General features: G+C 67.9%; 16 protein-coding genes. 10 read left to right on the top strand and 6 right to left on the bottom strand.

Going from position 1 to position 14,669, the window contains the following annotated elements:
- The first annotated feature begins 12 nt into the window (after positions 1–12).
- Genes AC3A6Y_RS21115 through AC3A6Y_RS21090 form a run of 6 tightly spaced genes read left to right on the top strand, consistent with a single transcriptional unit; the run spans position 13 to position 4,715 of the window.
- A complete protein-coding gene (locus AC3A6Y_RS21115) occupies positions 13–645 on the top strand; it encodes a VOC family protein (protein WP_487870182.1) in 633 nt (210 codons plus the stop codon).
- Positions 642–1,109, top strand: coding sequence for a DUF3237 domain-containing protein (locus AC3A6Y_RS21110; protein ID WP_487870181.1), 468 nt, complete (start codon positions 642–644; stop codon positions 1,107–1,109). The genes AC3A6Y_RS21115 and AC3A6Y_RS21110 overlap by 4 nt, the downstream gene beginning before the upstream one ends.
- Entirely contained in the window at positions 1,106–1,894 is a 789-nt protein-coding gene (locus AC3A6Y_RS21105) for an SDR family NAD(P)-dependent oxidoreductase (RefSeq protein WP_487870180.1), read from the top strand. The genes AC3A6Y_RS21110 and AC3A6Y_RS21105 overlap by 4 nt, the downstream gene beginning before the upstream one ends.
- A 16-nt stretch (positions 1,895–1,910) precedes the next feature.
- Positions 1,911–2,675, top strand: coding sequence for an SDR family NAD(P)-dependent oxidoreductase (locus tag AC3A6Y_RS21100; RefSeq protein WP_487870179.1), 765 nt, complete (start codon positions 1,911–1,913; stop codon positions 2,673–2,675).
- A gap of 16 nt (positions 2,676–2,691) precedes the next feature.
- Positions 2,692–3,933, top strand: a complete 1,242-nt coding sequence (locus AC3A6Y_RS21095) for a cytochrome P450 (protein ID WP_487870178.1) — start codon at positions 2,692–2,694, stop codon at positions 3,931–3,933.
- Entirely contained in the window at positions 3,930–4,715 is a 786-nt protein-coding gene (locus AC3A6Y_RS21090) for an SDR family NAD(P)-dependent oxidoreductase (protein WP_487870177.1), read from the top strand. Before AC3A6Y_RS21095 ends, AC3A6Y_RS21090 begins: the two co-directional genes overlap by 4 nt.
- 12 nt (positions 4,716–4,727) lie before the next feature.
- Here AC3A6Y_RS21090 and AC3A6Y_RS21085 read toward each other — a convergent pair whose 3' ends face one another.
- The 3 genes from AC3A6Y_RS21085 to AC3A6Y_RS21075 all read right to left on the bottom strand — a co-directional run bounded on the left by AC3A6Y_RS21085 (position 4,728) and on the right by AC3A6Y_RS21075 (position 7,610).
- Positions 4,728–5,852 carry an ABC transporter substrate-binding protein gene (locus tag AC3A6Y_RS21085; protein WP_487870176.1) on the bottom strand — a complete coding sequence of 375 codons (1,125 nt, stop codon included), beginning with the start codon at positions 5,850–5,852 and terminating at the stop codon, positions 4,728–4,730.
- Positions 5,853–5,929: 77 nt separating this feature from the next.
- A complete protein-coding gene (locus AC3A6Y_RS21080) occupies positions 5,930–7,150 on the bottom strand; it encodes a cytochrome P450 (RefSeq protein ID WP_487870175.1) in 1,221 nt (406 codons plus the stop codon).
- 4 nt (positions 7,151–7,154) lie between these two features.
- Positions 7,155–7,610 carry a nuclear transport factor 2 family protein gene (locus AC3A6Y_RS21075; protein WP_487870174.1) on the bottom strand — a complete coding sequence of 152 codons (456 nt, stop codon included), beginning with the start codon at positions 7,608–7,610 and terminating at the stop codon, positions 7,155–7,157.
- Between the two features lie 189 nt (positions 7,611–7,799).
- On the opposite strand from AC3A6Y_RS21075, the gene AC3A6Y_RS21070 reads away from it, so the two are divergent.
- From AC3A6Y_RS21070 to AC3A6Y_RS21055, 4 genes are read left to right on the top strand one after another with little or no spacing between them, the layout of a single operon-like run.
- The gene (locus AC3A6Y_RS21070; protein WP_487870173.1) at positions 7,800–8,687 is read left to right on the top strand and encodes a branched-chain amino acid ABC transporter permease; all 888 of its coding nucleotides are present in this window, start codon (positions 7,800–7,802) and stop codon (positions 8,685–8,687) included.
- Positions 8,687–9,628 carry a branched-chain amino acid ABC transporter permease gene (locus AC3A6Y_RS21065; RefSeq protein WP_487870172.1) on the top strand — a complete coding sequence of 314 codons (942 nt, stop codon included), beginning with the start codon at positions 8,687–8,689 and terminating at the stop codon, positions 9,626–9,628. The genes AC3A6Y_RS21070 and AC3A6Y_RS21065 overlap by 1 nt, the downstream gene beginning before the upstream one ends.
- Positions 9,625–10,383 carry an ABC transporter ATP-binding protein gene (locus AC3A6Y_RS21060; RefSeq protein WP_487870171.1) on the top strand — a complete coding sequence of 253 codons (759 nt, stop codon included), beginning with the start codon at positions 9,625–9,627 and terminating at the stop codon, positions 10,381–10,383. Before AC3A6Y_RS21065 ends, AC3A6Y_RS21060 begins: the two co-directional genes overlap by 4 nt.
- Positions 10,380–11,102 (top strand): ABC transporter ATP-binding protein, encoded by a 723-nt coding sequence (locus AC3A6Y_RS21055; RefSeq protein ID WP_487870507.1) that lies wholly within the window; start codon positions 10,380–10,382, stop codon positions 11,100–11,102. Before AC3A6Y_RS21060 ends, AC3A6Y_RS21055 begins: the two co-directional genes overlap by 4 nt.
- Before the next feature lie 165 nt (positions 11,103–11,267).
- Here AC3A6Y_RS21055 and AC3A6Y_RS21050 read toward each other — a convergent pair whose 3' ends face one another.
- Genes AC3A6Y_RS21050 through AC3A6Y_RS21040 form a run of 3 tightly spaced genes read right to left on the bottom strand, consistent with a single transcriptional unit; the run spans position 11,268 to position 14,647 of the window.
- The gene (locus AC3A6Y_RS21050) at positions 11,268–12,242 is read right to left on the bottom strand and encodes a Bug family tripartite tricarboxylate transporter substrate binding protein (protein WP_487870170.1); all 975 of its coding nucleotides are present in this window, start codon (positions 12,240–12,242) and stop codon (positions 11,268–11,270) included.
- A 51-nt stretch (positions 12,243–12,293) separates the two neighbouring features.
- Positions 12,294–14,069: an FAD-dependent monooxygenase gene (locus AC3A6Y_RS21045; protein ID WP_487870169.1), complete on the bottom strand. Its 1,776-nt coding sequence runs from the start codon at positions 14,067–14,069 to the stop codon at positions 12,294–12,296.
- Positions 14,042–14,647, bottom strand: coding sequence for a hemerythrin domain-containing protein (locus tag AC3A6Y_RS21040; RefSeq protein ID WP_487870168.1), 606 nt, complete (start codon positions 14,645–14,647; stop codon positions 14,042–14,044). The genes AC3A6Y_RS21045 and AC3A6Y_RS21040 overlap by 28 nt, the downstream gene beginning before the upstream one ends.
- Positions 14,648–14,669: the final 22 nt, after the last annotated feature.

Raw genomic sequence — 14,669 nt, 5'->3', positions numbered from 1 at the left:
GAGATTGCTCCCATGCAAACCACTGCCCCCCCTGTCGGCGCCAAGCCCAAGGCCGCACTGACCCCCAACCCCGGCCTCACGCCGATGATGCTGAACCACGCGGCCTGGGTGACGCCGGACGCCGCAGCCACCACCGATTTCTACACACGCATCATGGGGATGGAACTGGCCAGCACGGTGCTGGACGACAGCGTGCCTTCCACCGGCGACGCCATTCCCTACTTTCACATCTTCTTCCGCATGGGCGATGGCTCCACGCTGGCCTTCTTCGAGGCCCCCGGCGTGCCGCCGCCCTCCAAGTCGAGCCATCCCGCCTATGACATCTTCAACCACATCGCGTTGGAGGCGAAGGACCGCGCCGAGGTGCTGAAGTGGTACGAGTGGCTCAAGTCGCAAGGTGTCGACGTGATCGGGCCGACCGACCACAAGGGCCTGATCCTGTCGATCTACTTCCACGACCCCGCCGGCATCCGGCTGGAGATCACCACCCCGTTGGACAAGGAGTGGAACCGTCACACCGAGAAGGGCTACGCCGACCTGAAGCTGTGGGAAGACTGCAAGGAGAAGGCCAAGGCCGAAGGGCGCGACGTGCCGCAGGCGCTGCTCGAGCTCATCAAGGACGTGCGCAAGCGCTACGCCAAATGACCCCGATCGAGCTGCGCCCGCTGTTCACCATCAAGGCCGAGGTCGACGCGCCGCCTCAGCTGGTGGGTGCCGTGCCGCATGGCTACACGCGCCGCGTGATGTGTGTCGGCGGCGGCCACTTCGAGGGCGAGCGCCTCTGCGGCCGGGTGCTGCCGGGCGGGGCCGATGTGGTGCTGGAGCGGCCCGACGGCGGCCTGCACCTGGACGTACGCCTGGTGCTCGAAACCAGTAACGGCGAGTTGATCTACATGACCTACAACGGCCGCCGCAATGGGCCGACGCCGGAGATCATGAAGAAGATCGTCAACCGCGAGCCCATTGCGCGCGGTGCCGACTACTTCCGCGTCGCGGTGCAGTTCGAAACGGCCGCGCCAGGGCTCCAGTGGCTGAACGACAAGATCGCCATCGGCACCGGCACGCGCGAGGCCAATGGGCCCGTGTACGACATCTGGGAAGTGGCATGAAGCGCTTCGCCGGCCGTCCCGCCATCGTCACCGCTGCCGCCTCGGGCATCGGCCGCGCCATCGCACTGCGGCTGCATGAGGAGGGCGCCCAGGTGCTGGCGGTCGACATCGACGACGAGGGCCTGGCCGCGCTGCCGCGCTCGGAAACGCTGCGCACCTTCGTCGCCGACGTGACCGCCGAGGGGGCGCCGCAAGCGATCGTCGGCGAGTGCCTGCGCCACTTCGACGGCATTCGCGTGCTGGTCAACAACGCCGGGCTGGGCAACTGCCCGCCGTTCCACGAAACAACCGAGGCCGACTACCGGAAATACGCCGACATCAACCAGAAGGCGACCTTCATGATCACCCTGGCGGCCTTGCCGGCGCTGACACGGTCCAAGGGGGTGGTGCTGAACATTGCCTCCACCCTCGGACTGGTGGGATACCGTCGACAGGCCGTGTATTCGATGGCCAAGGCCGGCGTGATCGGCCTGACCCGCAACCTGGCCGCCGACTACGCCGACCAGGGCATCCGCGTCAACGCCATCGCGCCCGGCATCATCGCGACGCCGCAGACCGCGGGCCGATTGAACACGGCGCGCTTCCACGCCACGATCGTCGGCACCACGCCGATAGGCCGGCCCGGCAGGCCCGAAGAGATCGCCGGCGCTGCCGCCTTCCTGTGCAGCGACGACGCCGGCTTCGTCACCGGCCAGGTGCTGGCGGTGGATGGCGGCCAGACCTCCAGCGCCTACATCAGCGAGGCGCTGGTGCAGTGCTGGGTGGACGCACACCCGGACCGTTGAATTGCAGGAGACTTTCATGCGCATCGCACTCGTCACCGGCGCCGCGGGCGGGCTGGGACTGTCCAGCGCCCGCAAGCTGGCCGAAGACGGCCTGACCATTGCCGTGGCCGATCTTCACGCGGAGGCTGCCGAACGGGCCGCCGCGACGCTGCCCGGCAGCGGCCATATCGGCCTGGTCTGCGACGTGAGCGACGAAAGCAGCGTTCGCGCAGCCTTCGACACCACGGAGAAGAAGCTCGGTCGCATCAGCGTGCTGGCGTGCTTTGCCGGCATCCTCAGCACCCATCCGGTGCCGGGTCGGCTGCCGACCGTGGACATCACGCTTGAGGAGTGGGAACGGGTGATGCGCATCAACGCCGGCGGCACCTTTCTGTGCGTGCGGGAGATGCTGCGGCGCTGTGCCGGGCGCACCATCGAGCATGGCCGCATCGTCACCGTCGCCTCGCTCGCCGGACAGATGGGCGGCATGCAGAGCGGCTCGGCCTACAGCGCATCCAAGGGCGCGGTACTCGCCTTGTCGAAGGTCGCGGCGCGCGAGGCGGCTCCGATGGGCATCACCGTCAACACGGTCGCGCCCGGCCCGATCGACACGCCGATGCTGCACCAGACGGTGCCCGCCGGCAGCGGCGACCGGAAGTACCTGGGCACGGCGGCCGTACCGCTCGGGCGCATCGGGCTGCCGGAGGAGATCGCTGCTGCCGTGTCTTACCTGGTGTCGCCCGGCGCCGGCTTCGTGACCGGCGCCACCCTCGACGTCAACGGCGGCATGCTGATGCGCTGAACCGGAGAACCGACAAATGAACACGACCGCAGTCTGCCCCTTCCAGTCCGCTGCCAAGGATTTCAGGCCGTACTACAGCCCGGAGCTGCACGCGGCCTTCGAAGTGCAGCGGCGCACGGAGCCGGTGTTCTGGTGCGAGGAGATCGGCTACTGGGTGCTGACCAAGCACAGCGACGTCTACGCGGTGCTGCACGACGGCGTGCGCTTCTCGTCGGAGAACACCACGCGGCCGGTCACGCCCATGTGCCCCGAGGCGATGGCGATCCTCAAGGAAGAGGGCTATGCCTCGACCGCCAGCCACTCGACCCTGTACGGCGAGGTCCACAAGCGCACCCGCGCCGTCACCAGCCAGAAGCTCAACCTGCGCGAATTCGTCAAGCTGGAGTCGCACATTCGCCGCCTGGTGGCCGAAGCAATCGAGCGCATCGAAGGCAAGGACGAGGTCGACCTCCTGGCCGAGGTCAACTACGAGCTGCCGGCCCATGTGGTGTTCAAGCTGATGGGCATTCCCGATGCCGACGTCCCGAGCGTCAAGAAATGGGCGGCCGCGCGCAGCGTGATCGACTTCAGCCCGGCGACTCACGAGCAGCAGTTGGAGGGCGCGCGCAACATGGCGGCGTTCTGGCAGTACTGCGCGGCGCTGGTGGCGGACCGGCAGAAGAACCCGGGTGACGACTTCACCAGCCAGATGCTGGCCATCCGCAACGGCGACGACAGCGTCATCAGCATCCCCGAGATCATCACCCACACCTTTGGCGTTGCCTTCGCGGGACACGAGACCACGACCAACCAGCTGACCAACACCTTCCGCTCGCTGCTGGAGAGCCGCAGCCAGTGGGAGGCGCTGTGCGCCGACCCGACACTGGCCGCCAATACGGTGGAGGAGGGTATGCGCTATGCCGGGGCGGTCATCGGCTGGCGTCGCATTGCGCTGGAAGACGTGGAGTTCCGCGGCGTCAAGATTCCGAAGGGCGCGCCGATCATGCTGTCCTTCGCTTCGGCCAATCGCGACGAGGAAGTGTTCCCGGAACCGCACAGGTTCGACATCCGGCGTGCCAATGCCCGCAAGCAGCTGACCTTCGGCAACGGCGTGCACTTCTGCCTGGGCGCACCGCTGGCTCGGCTGGAGATGAAGATCGTGTTCGAGGCGTTCGCCAGGCGCTTCCCGAAGATGCGGCTGGTGCAGCCCGACACCGCGCAGCACCTGCACACCTTCGTGTTCCGTGCCCCGGATGCGCTGCGGGTGACGCTGCAATGAGCGCGGGCGCGTTCGACAACCAGGTGGCCGTGGTGACCGGAGGCGCCAGCGGCGTCGGCCTGGCCTTGGCGCGACAGCTGCTGGATGCGGGTGCCAAGGTGGCGGTCGTGGACCGCGATGCCTTGTCGCTGGACCGGGCGCTGCAGGGGCTGGACAGCAGCCGCGTACTGGCCCTGCAGGCCGACGTGGCGGTGGAAGCCGACGTGCAGCGCTATGCCGATGCCACGGCAGCGCAATGGGGCCGCATCGACCTGTTCCACAACAACGCCGCCATCGTCGGTCCGCAGGCCTCGCTGCTGGACTTCCGCATGGCCGACTTCGACCGGATCTTCGCGGTCAACGTGCGCGGTGTGTTGCTGGGGATGCAAGCGGTCGGCAAGGTGATGCGGGCGCAAGGCGGCGGCACGATCGTCAACACCGCGTCGGTGTCGGGCCAGCGCAGCAGCCGGGCCGAAGCCGGGCTGGGCGTCTACGGCGCGTCGAAGGCGGCAGTGATTCGCATGACGCAGCAGGCTGCACTTGAATTCGCGCCGCACGGCATCCGCATCAACGCGATCTGCCCGGGGCCGATCGACACGCCTCTGCTGCGCAGCACCTTCCAGGTGGATGGACGAACCGAAGAGCAGGCGGAAGCGGCGCTGAAACAGCACTTCCTGAACCAGCCCCTGCGGCGGGCCGCAACCGCGCAGGAGGTCGCGAACCTCGTGTTCTGGCTGCTGGGGCCGCAGGCGAGTTTCATCACGGGCGGGGTCTACAACGTCGATGGCGGCATGACCGCCTGACGCCCGAGAACCTCATTGGACGGCGATGAAATTGCCGTCCTTCACCTGCAGCAGGACACCGCCGTAGCTCGGGTTGCGCCCGGCATCCACGCTCCACATGCCATTGCCCAGCACCATCGGCACCTTGTTCAGCTTTGCCAGCTCGTCACGGATCTTCGTCCTGTCCGGCTCGGGGCCGGCGTTCTTCACCGCCTGCACCGCCACCTGGCCGAGTGCGTACCCCATGCCTGCCCAGTTGTCGGGCACGGCCTTGTACTTGGCCTGGTAAGCCTTGACGAAAGCCTGGTTCATCGGCGCCGGATTGTTGGGCGAGTAGTCGGAGACGACGTAGGTTCCTTCCACTGCCTTGCCGCCGGCCTTGATGAAGCCGAGGGAGCCCAGCGTGGAGGGGCCGATGAACTTGACCTTGCCGTCCAGACCGGCCTGGCGGATCTGCAGGATCAGGTTGGCCGTCACTTCGGCCGGTGCGGCGATGAAGATGGCATCGGTCGGCGTGGCGGCGATCTTGGTGGCCAGTGCCAGGAAGTTGGATTCGGAGGAAACGAACTTCTCGTCGGCAACGATCTTCGCACCCGCCTTGGTCAGGTAGTCGGCCAGGGCGGTCTTCTGACCGACGTAGCCATCGTTGCTCTGATCGTGCAGCAGGATGATGCGACTGACACCCAGCTTCTCCACCGCCAGCTTGCCCAGGAAACCCATGATGTCCACCGGCGTGGCCTGGATCTTGAAGGCCCACGGCCCGGTGGCGAGGATTCCGGGCGAACTGCCGATGGCCAGGATCGGAACCTTCAGGTCGTTGGCGACGGGCGCGCCGGCCAGCGCTTCGCCGCTGATGGTGGGGCCCAGGATCAACATCACGTTGTCGCGCTTGACGAACTGGTTGACCAGGTTGATGGTCTGGCCCTTGTCGCCGGCCGTATCGCCTTCGAATATCTTGAACTTGTTGCCGCCGGGCAAGCCTTGCGCATTGGCTTCCTCCAGCGCCTGCTTCATTCCGTTCTGGATCGGCACGCCGCCGAAGGCGTAGGTGCCGGTCTGGGCGTTGAACACGCCGACGGGGATGTCCTTGCCCTGTCCGAAGGCCAGGCCGCCGGTGGCGAGAAGAAGCGCGCCGGCCACGGCGGCTCTGCGTTGCATGTGCATGGTTGTCTCCATTTGTGCTCGGGAAGTCTTCGGCAGTGTGGATGCGGGCGTCGCGCGCGTCTGTCCCCGTGTCAGGGGACGGATCGACCCTGCGCACCGACCAGCATCAGGGGAAGCACGTCCAGCGTGCGCAGCGTATTCACAGGCCGCCATTGCGCCGGGCCTGCGGGCTCGATGCGCTGGATGCGACGCAGCACCGCGCCGAGGATGCATTCGGCCTCGAGCCGGGCGATCATCTGCCCGATGCAGACGTGCGCGCCCACGCCGAAGGCGCGGTGCACGCCGGTGGTCTGGCGCGTCACGTCGAAGCGGTCTGGGTCTTTCCATTGGCGCGGATCCCGATTGGCGGCACCCATGTGGTAGCCGACCTTGGTATCGGCGCGCAGCCGTACCCCGCCCAGCTCCACCTCGCCGGTGGTGGTGCGGAACATCACCTGCGCCGGCGATTCCATCCGCAGCGCCTCTTCGAACGCGCCTTTGATCAGCGCCGGGTTCGCCTGCACCTTGGCCAGCTGGTCCGGGTGCTCCGACAGCAGCTTCAGCGTCGAGCCGATGCCGGCAATGGTCGTGTCCACGCCGGCACGGAAGAAGGTGCGGACATGGAAGGGCGCGGTGCCCTTGTCGAAGTCGCCGGCGTCTTCGGCCAGGTAGATCTTCTCGCCGAAGCCACCCGGCAGCATGTGCTCGCGCTGCAGCACCTGCTGGTACCAGTCCATGATCGGACCGGCGCGTTCCAGCGTGCGGGCCACGCGCTCGTTGTTCGGCCCGATCTGGTTGAAGTTGAGCTCTCCCGTCAGCTTGATGCGTTCGGGCGGCACGTTCACGCCCAGCACCGAGGGGAAGACGTCGAGCACGAAGGCTTCGGCGATGTCGGCCACCCCGTCGATGTGGCCCTTGGCCAGCACTTGGTCGGCCACTTCCTCGGCACGATGGGCGAACTTCTCCTTCCAGGTCTTGATGACCAGCGGAGACAGGATCTTCTGCAGCGCGGCTCGCACCCGCGTGTGCTCCGGGGGATCGAGCTCGGCGATCGGGCTGCGCGTGCGCCAGGCGCCCGGCTTGCGGATGTCGCTCATGCCCACGCCCCCCTCGGTGGTGAAGCGGGCATAGTCGCTGGCGACGATCCCGGCCTCCTGGTGCCGGCCCACGGCGTAGTAGCCATGCGGCGCGATGAAGACCGCGGGCGCGAGCTCGCGCATGCGCTCGAAGAAGGGGTAGGGGTTCGCGATGTTTTCATCGGAGAACGGATCCTCGTCGAGGACCGGCGCGTCGGGTGCAAGGATGGCGCTCATGGCTTCAATCCCCGCTCGGCAGCACGCGAACCGTCATGTCGCTGATGCGCCAGCCCACATCGGTGCGGCGGAAGCGCACGTCGTACTTGCCGAACATGGCGATCTTGCCGGGGCCCTCGCGCCAGTCGGTGATCAGCGCGCGGGCATGGCCCATGGCGTCGTCGGCGTTGGCGCCCGGCACCACGTAGAAGTCGGTCATCTGGTGGTGCATGCGCTGCTTGAACTTCTTCTTCATCACTTCTTCCATCAGCGCCAGCAGCTTGCCGCGGCCACGGATGGTTTCAGGCGGCAGTCCGCTGCCGCCCTGTGCGGCCGGCGGCGAATTGGCGCGCGTCCAGCTCGCGTCCTCGGTGAACAGCTGGACGAAGTTGGGGTCGCCGGCGTCGGCCAGGTGACCGTAGCGGGCGAAGACCGAACGGATCTCGAGCTCGTCTTCGACGGGCAGGTGGGGGAAGCGCATCTTGGGTTCTCCAGGGAGTGGCGGGTTGGCACTCCCGCCATGCCCGCCAGTGTCACGACGGGCCGTGGGGTCGTCTGTCCCCGTGGCAGGGGACCGCGCATCTCGGCGCGCGCAGCACCTCATGCAAGTCCGTACCACCGCAAGGGGACATACATCCAGCACCTGCATTCCTATTCTTCCGGCATGCTGATGCAACAACTTCTCAACGGCGTGGTCGTCGGCAGTGTCTACGCCCTGTTCGCCCTCGGGTTCACGCTGCTCTTCGGGGTGAACCACATCATGAACATGGCCCATGGCTCGGTGTTCATGTGGGGCGCCTTCGCAGGGTTGTACGCCGTCACGATGCTGGACGCGCCGATCTACGTGGCACTGCTGATTGCCATGCTGGCGGGCGGGCTGGTGTCGGTGGCACTGGACGTGTTCGCCTTCCGGCCACTGCGCCGCCGCAACGCGCCGGAGTTCTCCGCCATCGTCGCCTCGATAGGGGCCGACCTGGTGCTGCTGGCCATCGCGCAGAAGGTGTCCAACACCGCGGTCATGCGCTTCCCCTTCGATGCCTTCCCGGTGGTGGTCTACACCGTGTTCGGGTTGCGCATTCAGCTGCTGCAGCTGGTGATCATCGGCCTGGTGGTGGCCATGGTGTTCGGCCTGGTCTGGTACCTGTACCGCACCACCTTCGGCCAGCGCATCCGATCTGTCGCGTACTCGGAGCAGACCTCGCGCCTGCTGGGCATCAATCCGGGGCCGGTCAACATGCAGGTGTTCCTGATCTCGGGCGCGCTGGCGGGAATGGCGGGCGTGCTGATCGGCCTGGTCTTCAACTCGGTGCACTTCGCGATGGGCGAGCCGCTGCTGCTGCGCGCCTTCGTGATCATCATCCTGGGCGGACTCGGCAGCATCCCGGGCGCGCTGATCGCGGGCCTCGCCATCGGCATCGTGCAGACGCTCGCGGTGGCCTACGTCTCCTCCGGCGTCGCCGAGGCCGTCGTCTTCGTCGCCCTGTTCATTGTCATCCTGGTCAAGCCCACCGGCCTGTTCGGACAGTCGACCGCCGCGATGCGGATCCAACGCGCATGATGAATTTCTTCTACACCTACCAGTCACTGTTCGACCACATCCTGGTCTACGCCCTGTTGGCGCTGAGCCAGTATGTGGTGCTGCGTGCCGGCGTGTTCTCGCTGGGCACCGCGGGCTTCGCCGCGCTCGGTGCCTACGGCTGCGCGCTGCTGATCACCAAGGCCGGCTGGCCGCCCTTCGCGGCCATCGTTGCCGGCACCATGCTGGGAACCCTGGCCAGCGCCTTGCTGGCGTTCCCGCTGTCGCGGCTTCGCGGCGTGTTCCAGGCAGTCGCTACGTTGGCGCTGGTGCAGATCGTGCTATCGGCCACGCAGAACTGGGTCAGCGTCACCAATGGTGCATTGGGCGTCAACGGCATCCCCAAGGTGGCAGGCACCGGCGTGTTGCTGTCGGTGGTCGTGGTCGTGGTGCTGCTGCTGGTCGCCATGGGCCGCTACAGCGTGGGACGTGCCATGGACGTGATCCGCGAGGACGAGACCGTGGCGGTCTCGCTGGGCATCTCGGTGCCTTATTACCACCGCATCGCGTTCATCTTGTCGGGGCTGCTGGCGGGCCTGGGCGGCGCGCTGCAGGCCACCAGCAGCTACGCCATCACGCCCGGCGAGTTCGGCTTCGGCATGCTCGTGGCGACGCTGGCGATGGTCGTGCTCGGTGGCCGCACCTCGGTGTGGGGCGCGCTGGTCGGCGCTGCCATCCTGACCACGCTGCCCGAACTGTTCCGCGTGTTCGCCGACTATCGCAACGTGGTGCAGGGCATCCTGCTGCTGCTGGTCATCGTGTACCTGCCGCGCGGCGTGGCCGACACCGTGATCGCGATGCTGCGCGACCGCCGGCTGCGACGCAGGGCCACTCCCTTGCCGGCCGATCCCGCGGTCGGCGGCCCCGCCGGCACGGGCGCGCCGCCCGTCAACCCGTCGATCGACACAGGAGTGCACGCATGACCGCTACGCTGGTCCTCCAGGATGTGGCCCGTCATTTCGGCGGCGTGCCGGCCGTCGACAAGGTGAGCCTGCAGGTGCCCGCCGGACAGATCACCGGCCTGATCGGCCCCAATGGCGCCGGCAAGACCACGGTGGTCAACCTCATCACCGGCCTGCTGCACCTCAGCTCGGGCAAGGTGCTGCTGGACGGCAGGGACGTCTCGCGCGAAGAAGCACCCGACCTGGCGCGCGCCGGCGTGGCCCGCACCTTCCAGAACATCCGCCTGGTGCCCGACGCCAGCGTGCTCGAGAACGTGGTGGCCGGCTTCCACCGGCACGAGAAGGCCGGACTCTGGGCCAACCTGCTGGGCCTGCCTTCCGCACGCGCCGAGGCGAAGCGGATGAACGAACGGGCGATGGCGCTGCTGGAGCGCTTCGGCATGACGGCGCTGGCCGAGCACCGCGCTGGCGGCCTGTCCTACGGCCATCAGCGCCGCATCGAAATGATGCGGGCGCTGGCGACCGAACCGAGATTGCTGCTGCTCGACGAGCCGGTGGCCGGCATGAACGACGCCGAGGCCGAAAGCCTGGCCGGCATCTTCCGCAGCGTGGCCGCGAGCGGCGTCGCCGTGCTGCTGATCGAGCACAACATGCGCTTCGTCATGTCCTTGTGCTCGCACCTCTACGTGCTGGCCTCGGGCCGGCTCATCGCCGAGGGCCAGCCGGACGCGGTAGGGCGTGACCCGATGGTCGTCGAAGCCTACCTGGGAGCCTGATCGTGCTGGACATCCGCAATCTCGACGTGCACTACCGTGGTATCCAGGCCCTGCGCGGCGTGGACCTGACGGTGAAGAAGGGCGAGATCTTCGCCCTCATCGGTCCCAATGGCGCCGGCAAGTCGAGCCTGGTCAACGCGCTGTCGGGCATCGTGCCCTCCAGCGGCGAGATCCTGTTCGAGGGCGAGCCGCTTGGGCGCCGCGCTGCCCATCTGCGCTCACGCGCCGGGATCATCCAGGTACCCGAGGGCCGGCGCGTGATTGCGCCGCTTTCGGTGGCCGAGAACCTCGAGCTGGGCCGCCAGGCGGCAGGCGTGCGCGGCAGTGACGCGGGCGACCTCGATCGCGTGCACGCGCTGTTCCCGGTGCTGAAGGACCGGCGCGAACAGTTGTCGGGGTCGCTGTCCGGTGGCCAGCAGCAGATGCTGGCGATCGGCCGCGCGCTGATGGGTCGTCCCAAGGTGCTGATGCTGGACGAGCCCAGCCTCGGTCTCGCGCCCGTGATCATCAAGGACGTGTTCCGCGCACTGGTGCAACTCAATCGCGAGGGCATGACCATCCTGCTGGTGGAGCAGAACGCTCGCCTCGCGCTGCAGACGGCCCATCGCGCCGCGGTGCTGGAGCAGGGCCGCATCGTGCACCAGGGGTTGGCCTCGGACCTGGCGAACGACCCGGTGATCGCCGATCACTATTTCGGCCGTGCGGGCATGGTTGCGTGAAAGGCCTGCCCGGCGGCGCCAGGATCGAGATCGTCGAGGGTCGACACCGCCGGCGGCAAGGCGCAAACGATCAACCTGATCAACCAGTTCGCGCGCCGTGACAGCGCGATCCTGCTGCTAGGGCCGACCACGAGCGTCGAGGCCGGCGTCCAGACCCGACGGCGCTTATTCGGGCTTGATGTTTCGCTCTCGCACCACGCTGCGCCACTTCACCGTCTCGGCCTGGATGTATCCGGTGAACTGCTCGGGTGTTCCGCCGACCGGATCGATTCCGGCTTCGTTGAGCTTGCGCTTCACGTCGGCCGGTGCGATCGCCTTCAGGTAGGCCGCGTTCAGCGCGCGGATCGCCGCCTCGGGGGTGCCTGCGCGCACGCTGAAGCCCTGCCAGCCTTCCACCTCGAAACCCTTGACGCCCTGCTCGGCCAGCGTCGGCACGTCGGGGTAGGCCGCAATGCGCTTCGAACCTGCGGCGGCGATCGGGCGCAGCTTGCCGGACTCGATGTGCGGCCGCGCCGAGGCGCGGTCCAGGAACATCATGCCCACCTGGCCGCCCAGCAGGTCCTGCACGGCCGGTCCGCCGCCCTTGTACGTGATGGCCACCAGCTTCATGCCGGTCTCGCGGGCGAGCAACTCGGTCGCGAGGTGATGGGTGGTGCCCACGCTGGGCGAGGCATAGCTCAGCCCCGCCGGCGTGCGCGCCGCCAGCGCTATCAGCTCCTGCACGTTGCCGACCGGCAGCACGGTGGGGTTGACCACCAGCACGAAGTCGAACTTGGCGGTCATGGTCACCGGCACCAGGTCCTTCAGCGGGTCGTAGGAGAGCTTCTCGAACATGCTGGGGTTGACGGCGTAGGTCGTCATGTCGCCCAGCAGGAAGGTGTGGCCGTCGGCCGGCAGCTGCTTGGCCACCGCGGTGGCGCCGATGATGCCGGAGGCGCCGGGACGGTTCTCGACGATGACCGGCTGTCCCAGCGCCTCACCCATGCCGGGCGCGACCAGGCGCGCGAAGAAGTCGGTGCCGCCGCCGGCCGGGTAGGGCACGATCAGCCGGATCGGCTGGCTGGGCCAGGTCGACTGGGCGAAGGCCGCGGGCGCCAGGGCGCCAGCGGCGACCAGGGAGAGGAGGGTGCGTCGATGCATGGTGAATGTCTCCTTGTTTTCTGCCGGCCCGCTTCGCCGCGGGCGTGCAGGTCAGGCCTTGATGTCGCGTTGAAGAATTCGCGCCAGCGCTGCCGCCAGCGTCGCCTGCGCCTCCTTGCTGCGCCCGATCGAGCGCCAGCCCACGTGCTGGTCGGGCCGCACCAGGACCGCGCCATCGGCGGATACGCCGCGCAGGTGGCGCCAGCGGCGGTCTGCATCGCGCACCGCGGACACGTCCGAGATCTCGACCACCTCGATCGGGACGCCGCTGATGCGCGCCACGGCCGCCGCGGCCTCGGCCCAGCCTGAATCCTCGCGTCCGGTGAGCAGCACGAAGCGGCCCGGCTGGACCAGGTCGAGCGTGGAAAGCTTCTGGCCATCGCGCTCGAGCCATGCATGCGGCAGGCGATGCCCCGGCCGCGTGGTCGGCACATAGACTTGTCCCAGCGGGTCGCGCTCCGGAGTCGGCGTGCCATCCGGCATCACCGCGCCGATGTCGTAGTGGTAGCCGAGCTCGATGTCGTGCGCCTGCCATTCCATGCGTTGCACATCCATGATTTGCGCCAGACGCGCGCGCCGCGTCCGTCCTTCCTGGTCGTCGGCGAAGTAGCGGCGGAAATTGGCCTGGCTCAACTCGGCGTTTCCGCGCACCAGCCCGATGCCGGCATCGGTCAGCTGGTGGTTCTGGAACGTCATCAGCGCCCACTGGATGTTGGCCGCCGCCACCGGTCGGCGTTCGGCCTCGTAGCTGTCGAGCAGGCTGTCATGTGCCTGGCCCTTCAGTACCGCGGCGATCTTCCACGCCAGGTTGTGCGCGTCCTGGATCGCGGAGTTCAGGCCCAGGCCGGTGGTGGGCGGATGGCGGTGTGCGGCATCACCGGCGAGCAGCACGCGGCCCCAGCGGTAACGATCGATCAGCACGCCTTCGACCGTCCAGTGGCCGATCCCGATGATGTCCGGGTTCAGGTCCGGGATCTTCAGCAGCTCGCGCATCCGCGGCAGGAGCGACGCCTCTTCGAAGCGTGATGGATCGTCGGGGCGGAAGCTGAAATGGAACATCCACTCCTCGGAGTGCCGGCCGAACCTGGTCGGGCCCAATTGCCCCAGCACGCCGCTGGCCCACGACCCGCCCTCGGGGTTCACGAACCAGGTCGTCATCGAGTAGTCGTCGTCCCAGTACTGCGACAGGTCGGCGCGGAAGTACACCGTGACCATGTGCGCCAGGTCGGTGGCGCCGGTCATGACGGCACCCACCGCCGGCCCGACCGTCTTGCCGCCGTCGGCGCCGACCAGGTACTTGGCGCGCACGCGGATGTCCTTCCCGCCGGCGCGATCACGCACGATCGCGGTCACGCCGCCTTCATCCTGCTCGAAGGACTGCAGCTGGTGGTTGTAGAACACCTGCGCCTTGTCTTCCGCCGAGGCGATCTCGCGCAGCAGCGGCTCCATGCGCACCTGCGGGAACAACGTCGACTCGCAGGGGCTGTCCTTGGCGTAGTGCTGCGCCAGCGAACCACCGCCGAAGGATTCGATGCGGTAGAAGGTGCGCCGGTCGAGCTCGCCGTCGCCCGCGAGCGTGGTGCACCAGCGGATGTGCGAGATGTGCTTGAGCGGCATCGAGCGCTCGTAGACGCGATCGGCCACGTCGAACTGGCGCAGCAGCTCCATCGTGCGCTGGCTGACGTAGCGCGCCTTGGGCAAGCGCCCGGGTGCGGGATGGCGCTCGATCAGCAGGCTGCGGACGCCCTGGCGCGACAGGAACAGCGAGGAGGCGAGGCCGCAGCCGCCGCCGCCGACGATCAGGACGGGAACTTCGATGTCTTGCATGGGCATTTCTGAATGGAATGGGTGAGCGTGATGCGCGCGAACAGTGCGCGGTGGCTTTGCGCCATCGATGCGCCGAGCTCGCTGCGCTGACGGGTGAGTGCCTCGGCGAGTTCGCGCCAGTCGGCCGGCGACAGGAAGTCCAACGCCACCGGCAGCACGTAGCTCTCTTCCACCTCCATGTGGCCGAGGTAGCCGTTGACGTGCGTTCGCACCAGCAGCTCGAACGACTCCTGGTGGACCTCGCCCATCACCTGCCAGGCGGTCAGGGCATGCTCCAGCTCGCGCACGGCGGATTCACCGCGCTCGTGTTCGGCCTCCAGCCGGTCCAGCACCGGACGCAGCGCCGGGCAGCGCTCGCGGATGCGCGGGAACAGCAGTTCGCTCTCGCTGGCGTGGTGCACGCGCGCGGGCATCTCGTCCAGGTAGAACAGCATGGCGCGGATCGCGTCGAAGTCCGGCGCGCTGCCGGGCTGCCTGCCGGCGCGCTCGACCGCGTCGCGCAGCGCCCGCAGCACCGCTGCGAGGGCCTGGTGGTCCTCGACGATCAACTGGATGGCAGGCGGCTGCATGAGGGTCATCTGCGGTGCGTTGGCATGCTCG

The organism is Variovorax sp. Soil_C_17 (genome assembly GCF_057657265.1).
The sequence above is the reverse complement of the archived record's forward strand: the minus strand, read 5'-3'. Positions and strand labels throughout refer to the sequence as shown.

What these genes read in the sequence shown, in the direction of transcription:
- AC3A6Y_RS21075 (WP_487870174.1), bottom strand. Translation starts at nt 7,610, where the DNA reads ATGCGCTTCCCCCACCTGCCCGTCGAAGACGAGCTCGAGATCCGTTCG.
- AC3A6Y_RS21115 (WP_487870182.1), top strand. Translation starts at nt 13, where the DNA reads ATGCAAACCACTGCCCCCCCTGTCGGCGCCAAGCCCAAGGCCGCACTG.
- AC3A6Y_RS21100 (WP_487870179.1), top strand. Translation starts at nt 1,911, where the DNA reads ATGCGCATCGCACTCGTCACCGGCGCCGCGGGCGGGCTGGGACTGTCC.
- AC3A6Y_RS21040 (WP_487870168.1), bottom strand. Translation starts at nt 14,647, where the DNA reads ATGACCCTCATGCAGCCGCCTGCCATCCAGTTGATCGTCGAGGACCAC.
- AC3A6Y_RS21070 (WP_487870173.1), top strand. Translation starts at nt 7,800, where the DNA reads ATGCAACAACTTCTCAACGGCGTGGTCGTCGGCAGTGTCTACGCCCTG.
- AC3A6Y_RS21060 (WP_487870171.1), top strand. Translation starts at nt 9,625, where the DNA reads ATGACCGCTACGCTGGTCCTCCAGGATGTGGCCCGTCATTTCGGCGGC.
- AC3A6Y_RS21090 (WP_487870177.1), top strand. Translation starts at nt 3,930, where the DNA reads ATGAGCGCGGGCGCGTTCGACAACCAGGTGGCCGTGGTGACCGGAGGC.
- AC3A6Y_RS21110 (WP_487870181.1), top strand. Translation starts at nt 642, where the DNA reads ATGACCCCGATCGAGCTGCGCCCGCTGTTCACCATCAAGGCCGAGGTC.
- AC3A6Y_RS21085 (WP_487870176.1), bottom strand. Translation starts at nt 5,852, where the DNA reads ATGCAACGCAGAGCCGCCGTGGCCGGCGCGCTTCTTCTCGCCACCGGC.
- AC3A6Y_RS21065 (WP_487870172.1), top strand. Translation starts at nt 8,687, where the DNA reads ATGAATTTCTTCTACACCTACCAGTCACTGTTCGACCACATCCTGGTC.
- AC3A6Y_RS21045 (WP_487870169.1), bottom strand. Translation starts at nt 14,069, where the DNA reads ATGCAAGACATCGAAGTTCCCGTCCTGATCGTCGGCGGCGGCGGCTGC.
- AC3A6Y_RS21050 (WP_487870170.1), bottom strand. Translation starts at nt 12,242, where the DNA reads ATGCATCGACGCACCCTCCTCTCCCTGGTCGCCGCTGGCGCCCTGGCG.
- AC3A6Y_RS21080 (WP_487870175.1), bottom strand. Translation starts at nt 7,150, where the DNA reads ATGAGCGCCATCCTTGCACCCGACGCGCCGGTCCTCGACGAGGATCCG.
- AC3A6Y_RS21095 (WP_487870178.1), top strand. Translation starts at nt 2,692, where the DNA reads ATGAACACGACCGCAGTCTGCCCCTTCCAGTCCGCTGCCAAGGATTTC.
- AC3A6Y_RS21105 (WP_487870180.1), top strand. Translation starts at nt 1,106, where the DNA reads ATGAAGCGCTTCGCCGGCCGTCCCGCCATCGTCACCGCTGCCGCCTCG.